The organism is Luteibacter jiangsuensis (genome assembly GCF_030812295.1).
GTDB lineage: Bacteria > Pseudomonadota > Gammaproteobacteria > Xanthomonadales > Rhodanobacteraceae > Luteibacter > Luteibacter jiangsuensis_A.
The window spans coordinates 802,943-816,876 of sequence record NZ_JAUSSK010000001.1; the positions used below are offsets into that span (position 1 = coordinate 802,943).

The following is a 13,934-nucleotide window of genomic DNA, read 5'->3' on the forward strand; positions in this document are numbered from 1 at the left end:
TCGCGATGCGGTGTCATTGCGTCGCCGACACCTGGCCGGCACGGGGATCGAAACGCTGCTCGTAGAGCCTGTCGCCGAACGACTGTGCCGCCGTCTCGAGCTTCACCCGTGACTTCGCCGCGAACGGCTGCCGGGAACCGACGATGTCGCCCATGCCGATGTTCTCGTAGGCCGCGATCACTTCCTGGCCCACACGGTACATCTGCACGTTACGGGCGGTGCAGGCATCCACCTGACCCTTTGCCGTATCGAGTTCCCTGGCGAGCCGCGCGCGCTCGGCTTCCGCCGTGCGCAGCGCGACCGCGGACGCGTCCATGTCTGCCTTGCCTCGTTGCAGGCTGGCCTCCGCCGCCTCGCGACGCTGCCGCTCCGCGGCCAATGCGCGGCTCGCTTCCGGCGACACGGCCGACGAAGACTTCGCCCCCGCGCGCGCCGTCTCGGCTTCCTTCTTCGCGTCGTCGCGCTCCTTCTCCAGTGCGGCCTTCTCGGCGGCCCACTGCGATTGCTGCGCCTGGAGCTCCTGCAATTGCGTGCGCGTCTCGCGCAGCTGGTCGCGCATCCGGCTTTCCAGGCTGGCGGTCTGTGCGAATGCCTGTGGCAGCACGGCGAACAGCGCGATGGCGATGAGGGTGCGTTTCATGTCGCCTCCTTAGAACCGTGCGTTCATATCGAGCTGGAAGACGTCGATCGACAGTGGCGGACCGAAGACTTCCTTCGCGTTGAAGTAACGCAAGCTCAGCCAGGAATACTTCGACATGCCGTAGCTTCCGGTAAGCACGAAGCCTTTCGCGTTCGTGCCACCCAAATGGAAATCGGCATCGGCCAGGCCATCGAGCGTCGCGTCCGGTTGCAGGTACTTGTAAGCGAGGCTGACGTTCCAGTCCCTGGCGGCCGCTGGGATCACATCGCCCAGGGTGGCGCGGACCATCCAGCCCACCGGCCCGCTCTTGTAGGAACTCTCGCTGAAATCGCCTGCACCGAAATTGTTGACCAGGCGGTTCAGTCCCACGCTGGGGCGGAATGCATCGGCTCGGTGATAAGCCATGTTGCGGATGTAGTCCGCCTCCAGGCGCAGCGGCGTAGCGGCGACCTTCATATCCAGCTGCGTGTTCACGTCGGCCACGTGGTAGTCGTGCACCAGGCCGACGAACTGGGGCTGCGCATAGTTGCTGGGCGAGTTCGGATCCGGCACGATGTCGCGGATAAGGAACAGCGAATTGCCCTTCTGCATGAAGGCCGACCGGGTGGCATCGGTATCGCAGAAGTTCACGCCGAGATAGATCGAGCACGGCGACGACAGTTCACCGCGCATGTGGTCGAAGCGGTAATAGGCGAGCGCCAGCTTCCACTGCGTATCCTCGCTGAACCGCCACGTGCCACCCAGCTGCGCGCCCGTCATCCATTTGTCGCGGCTCGGGCTCTTGATGCCCTGCTGCGAGGGAAAGTCGTCCGCCTGATACTCGATCGGGAACATGCCCACATTGGCGAACGCACCTATTTCCTCGGTCACCGGTACGTTGAACTTACCGACGATGCCGTCGAAATTCAGGTCGTTGGAGTAAACCAGGTCCGTGCTCATGAAGGGGTTCGGCATACGTCCGCCGATGACCTTCGCCCAATCGGTTGGATTCCAGGCCAGCCAGGCCTGGTCGAGCCAGATATCCTTCTTGGACAGGCCGCCCCCGAGGGTTCCGGTGGTGGAAACCGGGTTGTTGTCGTCACCCGTGGCGATGCGGATGCCAGCGGTCACGTTCTCGCCCAGGTCCACATTGACGCCGAGGCGTGCGCGGATGCGCAACGAGTTGGTTCGGTTCTCGCGTGTGTTGAGCAGCGGCGGCGGATTGGTGCCGTTGAGGTCGTAGGGACCGGTACGGTTCAACCTCGCGAAGTCCACGACCGGATAGGCATTGCCCTTGTCGTAGTAGTGAAACTCGTCGCGCACGCGCATGTCGCCGGACCAGCCAATCCGGTCGAGCCATTCCGGGAGCTTGCCGGGCTCGGCCCAATGCTCCGTCCTGGCCTGCGCGACCACCTCCTGGCGCAGTTCGTCCTTGATCTGGTTACGCACCACTTCCGGCACGTAGGTGACACGCACCTGCCCTGGCGTGGCCGGCGCGGCATTGGCCGTACCCGCCAGCTTCTGCGCCTGGGCGGCTTCGGCGTTCGCCTGCGCGATGAGACCGTCCGCATCCGACTGCGTCAGCACACCGCGCTTCACCAGCAGGCGGACGAGGTTGATCGTGGCGTTGTCCGAGGGCGCGCTTTGCGCATGCGCCGAGCCTGCGAAGATCGCCAGGCCGATGGCGGCGGCCAAGATGGCGCGCGCGGGGCGATGGCGGGCCTTTCCGATGATCATGCGAACTCTCCGGGTGGTATTGACGGTGCTCATGCGGGACGCTTCCCGCGGATGGCCACGCGCAAGGGGAAATGCAGGGACGAGGGTGGCGCCACGTCGATACGCGGCATCGCGCGCAAGGCGTCGAGCAAGGCCTCGTCCGTTTTCGTGTTGCCGCTGGAACCGACCAGTTCGGCGCGGGTGAGGCGTCCACCGGCATCGAGCCAGATGTCGGCGCGCACGTCGAACACGAGGCGGTTGACCCGTTCGTCGCGCTGCACCGCCTGCTGGATCGCATAACCCAGGTATTGGTCGTAGCTGCCGGTGCCCGTGCCGGTGCCGCCACCGGACCCGACCATACCGCCGCCGTCGCCCGCACCGATGTTGAAGGCGTCGGTGCCGGCCTGGGCATCGCCATTGATCGTCACGTTCTTGGCGACGTCATCGCTCGGCTTGGGTGCGTCCACCGGCTTCTCCGGCTGATCCTGCGGCTTGTCGTCGACGGGCTTCATCTCGTCTTCGAGCTTCTTCGGTTCCGGCGGTTTTTCCTTCGGCGGCGGAGGCGGCGGGGGCAAGGGCGTGATCGTGGCGATGCGCGGCGCCTCGCGCCGCACGCCGACGCTGCTGGACGCGAAATGCCAGACCAGCGCGCCGAGCAGAAGGACGGCCACCACGCCCACCGCGGGTCCGATCCAGCGGCGGCGTTGGCGACGATGTGACGGGTACGGGGTCACGCGCTCATCCCCTCGGCGACTTGCCGGTGACCAAGCCGACCTGCGGCAGGTCCACGCGACGCAGCAGATCGAGGATGTCCATCACCTTCTGGTACTGGACCGTGGCATCGCCCTTCACCACCACCGGGAAATCCGGCGTGATCGCCTTCAGCGAACGCAGGCGCTGCTCCAGTTCGGCGAGCGTCACCGGATAGGCATCGAGGAAGATCTGGCCCGTGTCGGAAATGGTGATGGCCTTGGTCTGCGGCTTGGCCATGCTCACCGCCGCGCTGGCCTTGGGCAGGTTCACCTTGATGCCCTGCACCGACGCGGTGGTCATGATGATGAAGATGACGAGCAACACGTACGCCAGGTCGAGCATCGGCGTGATGTTGATGTCGTCGTACGGCTTATCGTCGTCTTGCGCGCGCATGATCCGATCCTCAGGCCGCGACGGCCGACGGTTGGTTGACGCGCTGCTGTTCGGCGAGGCGCGTCACGAACTCGTCCACGAACACCTGCATGTTCGCGGTGACGTTCTTGTTGCGGATCAGCAGATAGTTGTAGCCGAACAGTGCCGGGATCGCGACGAACAGACCGGCCACCGTGGCGAGCAGCGCCGCGGCGATACCCGGGGCGATGGCGTTGACGTTGACGTCGCCCGCCGCGGCGATCGCCGCGAAGGTGATCATCACGCCGACCACGGTGCCGAGCAGGCCAAGGAAGGGGCCGCCGGAGATCGCGATGGTAAGCAACACCATCGACCGGGACAGGGCCTGGTTCTCGCGCACCAGGACCGAATCCATGGTGGCGCGGATCGCCTCGATGGACTCCGAAGCGATGTGGTCCTGGCCGTCTTCATCGCGGCGGTTCCACACTTCGGCGGCGCCGACCTTGTAGAGACGATAGAGCGAGGCGTCCTGCAACCTCGACGCGGTGGCATCGCGCGACAGCGCGAGGATGTTACGGCCTTGCTGGCGGAAGGCGTCGAGGAAATCCTCGTTGGCGCGGGTCACCTTGTTGACGTACGCCGCACGCTGCCACATGACCACCCAGGAGATCGCTGCCATGACGAGCAGGATGCCGATCACCACCCAGGCATCGGCAGTCACGGACTTGACGATGATGCCGAAGTAGCCGAAGCCCACGCCGGACTGTTTCTCGTCGGCGCCGTAAGCGAGCAACTTGGATTCCGCGCCCTGGGTCTGCGCATCGACCGCGATGACCACCGCCGGGCGGGCGATACGCGACAGGCGCACTTCGTCCATCAGGCCCGTGAATGGCAGGAAGGATTCGGCCTGGCCCGCGATGTCGCCACCGAGGGTGGCCTGGCTGGTCATCGCGGGGAGCTTCGTCTCCAGCTTCGCGTAAGGCTTGCCGTCGACGTACAGTTCGATATCGCCGCCCGTGGCGGTGACGGCGACATGCGCCCATGTGGCGGCCTTGAGCGGTTCGCCGGCGGCGCTGGTGGTGTCGTTCACCTGGACGAAGGGCACACCGTTGTCGAGCCCGACCAGCAGCTTCTGCTCGCCCTGGCGGCGCGCGTAGACCAACGTACGCCCCGCAGGCAACGCGTCGGGCTTGATCCATGCGCTGAACGTGAAGCTGCCGCCCTCGGCGACATTCATCGAGACACTGCCCGGCAGGGTGACGATCTTCGAGCCGTCGAAACGCGCGGCCTTGCCGATGATGCCGTCGGCGGCGAGGATGTCGTTGCCCACGGCGTTGTTGGCGTAAGCGGTGGCGTCCTGTGGCGGTGTACCCGAGGCTTCCTCGAAGTGATAGACGGCGGCGTAGTCGGCGTCGAACACCGCGCCGGCCTTCTCGGCGCCCTGCGCCTTGGGATTGCCGTAGTACATCCACACCTGCTGCTGGCTGTCCGCGCCGAGCTGCGGCACGTCCACCCAGACCAGGGCCACGCCCAGCACCGGGTCGAAGCTCTCGATCTGGTAGTTCAGCGGGGTCTTGTCGTCGGCTGCGACGAAGCGGACGTCGGCACCCGTCTCGGACACGCCGTCGAAAGTGAAGTTGCCCGAGTGCAGGCGCACCAGCAACGGCGTGCGGCCCGCGGCGATCGTCACGTTGCCGCCCTTGGCCGTCGTATCGATGGTGATGGCCTTGCGGAAGGCGAAGTCCTGGTTCCACCACGAGGCGTCGGCATAAGCAGCCGGCACCCAGCCGAGGAGAAGCAAGCAGGTCAGGAACAAGAGTCGAGTCACGGTGATACCCCTGGATGTCTGTGGTCCGACCTGCCGGTCAGAGATCCGCTTTGAGTGAGAAATGAATGCGAGTGTCGTGCGCACGCGTCGCCTGCCCGTCCTTGAACGGATAGGCCACCTCGAAGGCGCCGGTGGCGATGTTGAAAATCTGGAAGCGCGTGCCCAGGCCGGCGCTGGACAGGTCGTAGCTGTTCACGCGTGTGCTGCCGGCCGCCGGGTTGGCCGGGTCGACGAGGCTGGGCAGCGCGTTCATCAGCACGAGGTGCGCCGCGTCGACGAAGGCATGGAAGCGCCAGTCGTTGACCCATGCGCCGAGGTGCGCGGCGATCGATGGTGTACGCAGCTCGATGGAGCCGGTGACGCCGTGGTCGGCGGTCTGCTCCGCCTCGAGGTAACCGCGCACGCTGCTCTGTCCGCCTGCCGCGTACTGTTCGCTGGAGATCAACGACGAATTCGACAACTGCAGGCCCAGGCGCCCGGCGAGGCTGAAACCGTTGACGAAATTCCGCGTGTGGCCACCATCGAACTTCAAGTAGAAGAAATTGGTTCGTGCCTTGTAGCGCTGGTTGTCGAACTCCGCCGCGTTGCTGCCGCCGGCACGGAAACCCAGGGTGCCGCCGATCGCGACCGTGCTGATCGAGGTTTCGCCGATCGACTGGCCCTGATACGTGACGTTGAGCGGTATGTAAGTGATCGGCGCCTTGGATGTCTGGCCCGAGAGACTGATGTTCTGGTCGAAATGCTTGCGGGTGAGGCCGATCGACAGCGATTGCGAATACTCACCGTGCGTCGGCAGCGTGCGGATGAAACTGAAGCCCACGGCATTGCCCTTGCCCAGCACGGTCGTGCCACCGACGGCATTGGCATTGCTGTTGGACTTGTAGCCCGACGCCAACACGCTCCAGTCGCCGCCCAGCGGCACGAGATAGGAACCGGCCCAAACCTCGGCCGCGTTGCGATCCTGCGGCGCGACGATATAGGTGAGCGAGGCGGCGTGCCCTTCCTGGAACAGGTTGTCATCGCGCACGCTGGCCACGGTACGCAACTCCGGCGTATTGACACTGTGGTCGTTGTTCACTTCCAGGCTCGCGTGCCACGGCGAACCGTCCGTCACCTTCAGCGTCACATCCATCGTCTGCGGGAGCTTCCCCGGCGTGAGCACGGGAACCACCTGGCTGCCCCCCCGGCGATTGACGTCGGTGAGCTGCTGCTGGGCCTGGGTGAAGTTCGGCACCTCGCCCTCGCGCAACGCGGGAACCGCGTCGCGGATGTCCTTGGGCGAACGGTAGGTCGCGCCTTCGACGCGCACGCGGCCGATCGCATTCTCGGTCACCTGGAAACGGATCACCCCACCCTTCACCTGCTGCGGCGGAAGGTCGACCACCACCGACTGGTAACCATGCGCCTGGTACGCCTTCTGCAAGGCTTCGCGTGCCGCGCCGACGTCATTCATCGACTTGCCGGGGCCCAGGAACGGATAGACCGCCGTCTCGATCTCCAGCGCCTGCAGCGTGGTGTTGCCGTCCACGACGTATTCGTTGACGTCGAACGACGTCGGCGCGTCCTGGGCACCCGCGTCCATCGCCAGTCCCAGCGAGATGGCCAGCGCGAACGCATTGGCGCGCCAAGGGCTCGCGATACGCATCATGCGTTCACCCATACTGCTCGTGTAGCCACGCGGACTTTCCCCTGATGTTCCCGTTTGCCCACAAGACGCGTGGGCTGTCGTGGCACTGAACCGCTGTCACGAAAAATTCATGAGCCGACCGTGCCGGCTCATGAACGTGCTCAGCTCAGCAACACCCAACCGCCGGGAAGATGCGTCGCATGCGCGCCGTAGGCGTCCTGGATGAGGGTGGCGACGTCAGCCATCTGGTCGAGCGTGAAGCGCGCGTGCACGCGGCGCTCGCCGAGTGCGCGATCGGTGATGACGATGCGGCCCGGACGATAGCGGTTGATGTCCGCGACGACGTCGGCCAGTGGCTGGTTGTCGTAGATCAACACGCGTTGGCGCCAGGCCAGCGCGGTATCCGGATTCACGGCGACGGCGGGAGCCATGCCGCGGTCGTCGAACGCCACTTGCTGCGCCGGCTTCACCTCGGTCCTGGCCGCGCCCAGCGCGAGCACCGCGTGCCCATCGAGGCACGTCACCGCGGCGTCGCGGTCGATGCAACGCACGGCGAACGACGTACCCGGCGTGGAGGTCAGGGTCGCATCCGCCAGTTCCACCACGAAGGGTATCGTGCGCGAGGCGTCGATACGGACCACGGCCTCGCCACTGCGCAGGCGCATACCCGTGATGTCCTTGCCGCTGCCACGAAGCCCGATGTCGGTCGCCGTGTTCATTTCCACGGTGACACCCCGCACCACTTCGACACGGCGCTGCTCACCGACCGCCGTGCGGAGCCGCGAGCCATCCGCCGCGCCGGGCACGAGGTCCGCGCCGTAGCGCCCGATCAGCACGGCGGCGACCGATGCGCTGACCGCCGTGGCGAGGAACATCCGGCGGTTCATGCGTACGCCATGGCGAGGCGCGGATGGCTGGTCCCGATCCATGCGCTCGGCCCGTTGGGCGATGGCGGGGCCAAGGTCTTCCCACATGCGCCGCGTGCGGGCAAAGGCGGCCGCATGTTGCTCGCTCGCCAGGCACCATCGGCGGAACGCCTCGCCGTCTTCACGCGTGGCCGTTCCCGAGGTCAGGTGGACGAGCCAGGCCCGCGCCTGGCGCTCGCTTTCATGGATGCTGGTCGTTCCCATATCGCTCAAGACGGATCTCCGGCACCCGGACCGAACCGCTGAACGGATTTGCGTCCCACTTTTGTGGCACAGGTCTCAAGTGCCTTCTTCAATTCCTTGCCCACCATGCGCACCGAGATGCCGTGGCGGGCCGCAATGGCCGCTTGCGGCTGTTCGTCGACCCGCGCCGCGATGAGGATCTCGCGCTGGCGGCGGGTGAGCATCTCCAGGGCCTCGCAGAGGGCGGCGAGATCCTGCCGCGAGGCGAGTACGGCAGGTGGGTCGAGTTGATCGTCCGCGCCGTGCACCAGCTCGTCGATCTCCTCGCCTGTCAGCAGGCGGCTGGAGGAACGATGGTGATCGGCAGCCATGTTCAGCGCCATGCGGAACAGGTAACCCGTGGGATGCGTCGCGCGCTCGACGTTGGGATCGAGCCGCTCCACGCGCAGGTAGGTTTCCTGGAGCACATCGTCGACCAGGTCGTCCGACCGCAAGCGACGCCGCAGTCGACGGCGGAAGTCCTCGTAGTTGTCGAGGAACAACCCGAGCAGTGAGGTCTCCATCCTCAGCCCTCCCCTGCGCGGTGGGCCCGGCACGCCTCGTCGGCGTTGGCCGAGGGTGTCAGCAAGACCGTCACGGGACTGGAACGATGGACGTCCGCCGGCAAGCGCAACGAGCGAAGGGTGGCGAGCACCCGGTCGTCGCGTTCCTGATCGCCGGAGGTGGCCAGGGCCGCCACGTCGGTCACGCCGCCGTCGTTCCCGATCCACAACTGCATGGCCAGCCGGAACCCGCCTGGCCGCGTGTCCTCGTGCGCGCACAAGGCCCGCTCCACCGCCGCCTGCACGACACGTGCGGAGCGCTCGTCGAGCCTGTCGCCCGTAGGAACGGCCTCGTGACGCGGCGCGACGCCGTCGTCCGCCGGGTCCTGGCTGGATGCGGTGACCGTGAAGGCGTTCATCGAGGAAAAGTGCGCCACGAGCCCCGTGCCCACGAGCAGGGTGCGCAACGCGTCGCGCGGCGCGGCCACCCCGTGGAGCCCCTGCGACCGCTCGCCCGCGACAAGGCCGTCGTCGAACAGCACGGCGATACCCGTGGTTTCGCTGAAAGCGCGCAACGCGGTGGCGAGCGCCTGAGCGTCGATGTCGAAGCGCGTGGGTACATGCGTTCCTTCCGACCCCTGTGGCTGTCCCGTGGATGTGCGCACCTGCGCCGCCAACCATGGCGACGCGAGCAGGGCCATGCACGCGACAAGCGCGAGGACGCTGCGTGTCACGGTCATTCCTCACGCATGAGCGGACGGGACGGAAACTCGTCTCGGGGTGAAGGCTAGGCGCGCCAAATGACACAACGACGCTATTTCAGTGACAGGATTAATGACCGTCGCGTGACACCGTCCGATTCGCTTACCGGTGCAACCGGTTACGTGCTATCTGGTGCGGACGGCCAGACGAAGGAAATCATCATGCGTATTCGGCAAGTCCTTGCCATGGCCCTGGCCGTCGCGACGCCCTGCGCGATGGCGCAATCGGTCGTGGACTTGCCAGGCGTGCACGCCGCGGCGAACGCGGGCTGCGTCGAAGCCGCCGATACGGCGTCGACGGGACTTTCCTATGCCTGCCTGAGCCGCCTGATGGCGGCGGACACCGTGCCGGCAAGCACGCCCGCCATCGATGCCGGGGTTAGCCGACGACCCACCAACACGCTGGGCCTCTACAACGCCGCCGGCCTGCAACATCGCATGGGGCCGAACCTGGGGGTGTCGGTGCAGCCGTATCGGCCGAAGCCCACCTACCCCAAGCTGCTGGTCGGCCCGGCACGCTAGCCGGGACGGACACGTCTCAGGGCTTGCCCAGCGGCAGAACCGTGGCGGGTTCGCCACTGCCCAACTTCGCATCGGCGCGAACCGGACGCAGCGATTCGAACTTCCGCTGGTACTCATCCGTCACCTGCTTGGCTTCCTCGCCGTTGCTGATGACGCGCGGCGTGATCAGCACGATCAGTTCGGTGCGATCGCGGCCGCGGGTCGTGGAACCGAACAAGCGGCCGAAAATGGGGATGCGATTCAGGCCCGGAATGCCGGTGTCGGTGACACCTTCCTGCTGCTTGATGAGTCCGCCGAGCAAGACCGTCTGTCCGCTCTGTACCGCCACCTGGGTGGCGACCTCGCGTTGCTGGATCGGGAAGTTGCCCGTGGTCGTGTCCTTCTGGCCCGGCGCGCTCACCACCTGGTTGATGTTCATGTACACCAGGCCGCCCGGATTCACACGCGGACGCACGTTGAGGATCACGCCGGTGTCCTTGTATTCCACCTGGCCGATCGTGTTGTCCGTGTTGGCGCTGGTATTGACGAAGGTCTGCGTGATCGGGATCTGGTCGCCGACCTGGATGTGCGCCTTCTGGTTGTTCAGCACCACCAGCGAGGGAGCCGACAATGTCTTCGTGTTGCCGCTGGTTTCCATCGCGCGCAGCGCGACGGCGAGGTTGTTGTTGACGAAGGAGTAGAAGAAGCTGTCGGTGTTTGGATTGTAGACGTTGCCGCCGTTACCCAGCGCCCACTGCTGTTTGTTGCCGGGCTGTCCCACGGAACCGTTGGTGCCGCCGACCAGGCCTTCCAGGTACCACTGCACGCCGAACTGGAAATCGCCGGTCAAGGCCACCTCGAGGATGCGCGTCTCGATCTGCACCTGCAGCGGCACGGCATCCAGGCGCTTGATCGCCTGCTCGATCTCCGTCCACTGCGAGGGGCGGCAGCGCACCATCAGCTGGTTGTTCGCATCCACCGAAGTGATGCGCACGCCTTCGTCCGTCGTGACCGGCCCATTGCGCTGGCGGCGCGACGAGGTGTCGTCGTCGCCGAACCCGCTGCCGGCAAAGCCGCTGCCCGAGCCGAACGAGGAACCGCCACTCATGCCGGAAGACGAGCCGTTGAGGCCGCTGTTGTTCGTCGTGTTGAGCAGACCTGAATTCGACGACGAGCTGTTGCCGAAACCGCCCGTGGTGCTGCCGAGGCCCGAGCCGCCACGATTGCCGAGGTCGCTGTCGCCGCCGAGGGTGCCGGAACTGAGCCCCGGCCCGACCTTGCCGCCGCGATCGCTGGAACCGCCACCGCCTGAGCCGCCACCATAGATGTCCGACAGGTAATCGGCGAGATCGGCGGCTTGCACATTGCGCACGTCATAGACATACAGCTGTGGCTCGTTGCCGCCGCCCCGGTCGATGCGGTCGATCCAGCTCCTCACCTCGTCGAGGTACACGGGCTGCGGGCTGATCACCACGAGGGAATTGGTACGTTCGATGGGGATGAAGCGAAGCATACCCGCCATGGGCGTGTTGCCCTTCTCGCCGAACAACTTGTCGAGTGTTGGCGTGAGGTCCTTCACTTCCGCGCGTTGCAGGCTGAACACACCCACCGACATGCCACGCAACCAGTCGACGTCGAAGGTCTGCACCGTGCGCTGGTAGTTCTCCAGTTCGGTCGGCGTGCCGGCCATCACCAGCACGTTGCGCGTGGGGTCGGCCAGCAAGGTGGCATCGGGTCGCGCGAAGGGCTTGATCAGTTTCTGCATCTCGGTGGCCGAGATGAAACGCAGGGGAAACAAGCGCGCCTGCAAGCCGCCCGGCGGTGCCGTCGCGCCCATGCTCGGCACGAGGTTGCCCGCCACCGCGTCCTTCGCGGGCATGACCACGTAGCGGTCGCCGCTACGGACCAGGGCATTGCCCGTCCAGGACAACAGGGTCTCCAGGATCGGCAAGGCCTGCTCGCTCGACACCGGCTGCGAGGTGGAGAAGGAGACGTTCCCCTGCACGCCCGGCACGATCGAATAGTTCTCATGCAGCAGGTCTCCGAGGATGGCTTTCACCACCGACTCGACCGGCTGGTTCTCGAAATTGAAGGTCACCGTGCCCGCGCCCGCCGCCACCGGCTTCGGCTTGGGCAGGCCCACCGCTTTCACGAATTCACCCGTGCCCGTGGTGATGTCGGGCTGCGCGGCCGCCGGAACGGGAGGATTGGTGGTGCCCACCGTCAACGGCTTGGGCACCGGCTTCTCCGTGCCGGCCAGCGCTTCCCGCTGGAGCGATCCATCGTCGCGCGGCTGCGGCAGCGTCGAGCATCCGGCAAGCGCTACCGCCAGCGCCGTGGCGCCGATCAGGGAACTTCTCAACATGAAACAACGTACTCCCTCGTTGGACACGGCACGATACACCGACGCCTGGTGCGCTGCCGATCCGGCAACTCTAAAGGGAGGGTTCCTACAGCGCCAGCACCCGGCGGCGGGCCTGCGTCACAGGTCCGCGCCGCCGACGTCTGCCGAAGGCCGCGCCGGCCCAGCGAGTGCCGGGCGGAAAGCCGTTCAGTTCGTCATTCCACCCATTCGGCGTGGAAGCTGCCCTTCTCGTCCAGGCGTTCGAAGGTGTGCGCCCCGAAATAGTCGCGCTGTGCCTGGATCAGGTTGGCTGGCAATGTCTCCGCCCGATAGCTGTCGTAGTAGGCGATGGCCGCCGAGAAGCCGGGCACCGGCACGCCCAGGCGCACCGCCTCGCCCACCACCTCGCGCAAGGCCGCCTGGTATTGCTGGGCGATGTCGCGGAAGTACGGATCGAGCAGGAGATTCTTCAACGCCCCATCGGTCCGGTAGGCGTCGGTGATCTTCTGCAGGAAACGAGCGCGGATGATGCAGCCGGCACGGAAGATCTTCGCGATCGCGCCGTAGTCGAGGTTCCACTGGTTCTCGTCCGAGGCCGCACGCAGCTGGGCGAAACCCTGGGCGTAAGAGATGATCTTGCTCATGTAGAGCGCGCGCCGTACCGACTCGACAAAGGCCTTGCGATCTCCACTGAAGGCCGCCGCCTTCGGTCCGGCCAGGTGTTTGCTGGCCTCGACGCGCTCCTCCTTCATGGATGACAACACCCTGGCGAACACCGACTCGGTGATCAGGGTGAGCGGGACGCCGAGGTCGAGCGCGCTCTGGCTGGTCCACTTGCCGGTTCCCTTCTGCGCGGCGCGGTCGAGGATCACGTCCACCAGCATCTTTCCGCTCTTGTCGTCCTTCTTGCGGAAGATCTTCGAAGTGATCTCGATGAGGAAGCTGTCCAGTTCGCCCTCGTTCCATTCGCGGTAGACGTCGGCCAGTTCCTCGTTCGAGAGGCCCACGACATGCTTCAGCACCGCGTAGCTTTCCGCGATGAGCTGCATGTCGCCGTACTCGATGCCGTTGTGCACCATTTTCACGTAGTGACCCGCGCCACCCGGACCGATGTAGACCACGCAAGGCTCGCCGTCGGGCGCCTTGGCGGCGATCTCGATCAGGATCGGAGCGACCAGGTCGTAGGCATCGCGTGGACCGCCGGGCATGATCGACGGGCCCTTCAACGCACCCTCTTCGCCGCCCGAGACACCGGTGCCGATGAAATGCAATCCATCCCTGGCCAGTTCCTCGCCCCGGCGCACGGTGTCCTTGTAGTACGTGTTGCCGCCGTCGATCAGGATGTCGCCCTTGTCCAGCAGGGGACGCAATTGCTCGATCACGGCGTCGGTGCCCCTGCCCGCCTGTACCATGAGCAGGATGCGGCGCGGTTTTTCAAGTGAGTCGACGAAATCCTCCAGGGTGTAGCTGGGCACCAGCTTCTTTCCCTGGCTCTGGGCCATGACCTCGTCGGTCCTTTCCCTGCTCCGGTTGAAGATGGATACCGCGTGACCGCGACTCTCGATGTTCCAGGCGAGGTTGCGACCCATCACGGCCATGCCGATGACGCCGATCTTCTGCTTGCTCACGTTGAATTCTCCGGGCGTGGGGGCTTTGAGGGACATAAGGATGAAGGACCTTCGATCAAAGCCCCGTTCATGGTGCCAATGCTTGCAGGAATCTGGTGTGGGGTACAAAGGCCGGCCCGGCGGCAAGGGGATTGGACCAAAGGGCAACCACGGGC

Annotated in this window: 12 protein-coding genes; 1 reads left to right on the forward strand and 11 read right to left on the reverse strand. The window is 65.7% G+C overall.

The window, feature by feature from the left end; all coding sequences use genetic code 11:
- Positions 1-13: 13 nt before the first annotated feature.
- The 9 genes from J2T07_RS03420 to J2T07_RS03460 all read right to left on the reverse strand — a co-directional run bounded on the left by J2T07_RS03420 (position 14) and on the right by J2T07_RS03460 (position 9,279).
- Positions 14-640: a hypothetical protein gene (locus J2T07_RS03420; RefSeq protein ID WP_306847269.1), complete on the reverse strand. Its 627-nt coding sequence runs from the start codon at positions 638-640 to the stop codon at positions 14-16.
- Positions 641-649: 9 nt separating this feature from the next.
- Positions 650-2,356 carry a putative porin gene (locus J2T07_RS03425; RefSeq protein ID WP_306847271.1) on the reverse strand — a complete coding sequence of 569 codons (1,707 nt, stop codon included), beginning with the start codon at positions 2,354-2,356 and terminating at the stop codon, positions 650-652.
- A gap of 29 nt (positions 2,357-2,385) precedes the next feature.
- Positions 2,386-3,069, reverse strand: a complete 684-nt coding sequence (locus J2T07_RS03430) for an energy transducer TonB family protein (RefSeq protein ID WP_306847273.1) — start codon at positions 3,067-3,069, stop codon at positions 2,386-2,388.
- A 4-nt stretch (positions 3,070-3,073) separates the two neighbouring features.
- The gene (locus J2T07_RS03435) at positions 3,074-3,481 is read right to left on the reverse strand and encodes an ExbD/TolR family protein (RefSeq protein WP_306847275.1); all 408 of its coding nucleotides are present in this window, start codon (positions 3,479-3,481) and stop codon (positions 3,074-3,076) included.
- A 10-nt stretch (positions 3,482-3,491) separates the two neighbouring features.
- A complete protein-coding gene (locus tag J2T07_RS03440; RefSeq protein WP_306847277.1) occupies positions 3,492-5,267 on the reverse strand; it encodes a DUF2341 domain-containing protein in 1,776 nt (591 codons plus the stop codon).
- Between the two features lie 37 nt (positions 5,268-5,304).
- Positions 5,305-6,915, reverse strand: coding sequence for a ShlB/FhaC/HecB family hemolysin secretion/activation protein (locus J2T07_RS03445; protein WP_306847279.1), 1,611 nt, complete (start codon positions 6,913-6,915; stop codon positions 5,305-5,307).
- Positions 6,916-7,055: 140 nt separating this feature from the next.
- Positions 7,056-8,024: a FecR family protein gene (locus J2T07_RS03450; protein WP_306847946.1), complete on the reverse strand. Its 969-nt coding sequence runs from the start codon at positions 8,022-8,024 to the stop codon at positions 7,056-7,058.
- A 5-nt stretch (positions 8,025-8,029) separates the two neighbouring features.
- Entirely contained in the window at positions 8,030-8,566 is a 537-nt protein-coding gene (locus J2T07_RS03455) for an RNA polymerase sigma factor (protein ID WP_306847281.1), read from the reverse strand.
- Between the two features lie 2 nt (positions 8,567-8,568).
- Positions 8,569-9,279, reverse strand: coding sequence for an STN domain-containing protein (locus J2T07_RS03460; protein ID WP_306847285.1), 711 nt, complete (start codon positions 9,277-9,279; stop codon positions 8,569-8,571).
- A gap of 189 nt (positions 9,280-9,468) precedes the next feature.
- On the opposite strand from J2T07_RS03460, the gene J2T07_RS03465 reads away from it, so the two are divergent.
- Positions 9,469-9,828, forward strand: coding sequence for a hypothetical protein (locus J2T07_RS03465; RefSeq protein ID WP_306847287.1), 360 nt, complete (start codon positions 9,469-9,471; stop codon positions 9,826-9,828).
- 16 nt (positions 9,829-9,844) lie between these two features.
- Here the strand turns inward: J2T07_RS03465 and gspD are convergent, their stop codons facing one another.
- The gene (gene gspD / locus J2T07_RS03470; RefSeq protein WP_306847289.1) at positions 9,845-12,172 is read right to left on the reverse strand and encodes a type II secretion system secretin GspD; all 2,328 of its coding nucleotides are present in this window, start codon (positions 12,170-12,172) and stop codon (positions 9,845-9,847) included.
- 194 nt (positions 12,173-12,366) lie between these two features.
- Complete coding sequence (gene gndA, locus J2T07_RS03475) at positions 12,367-13,779, reverse strand: NADP-dependent phosphogluconate dehydrogenase (protein WP_306847292.1); 1,413 nt, start codon at positions 13,777-13,779, stop codon at positions 12,367-12,369.
- Between the last annotated feature and the right edge of the window lie 155 nt (positions 13,780-13,934).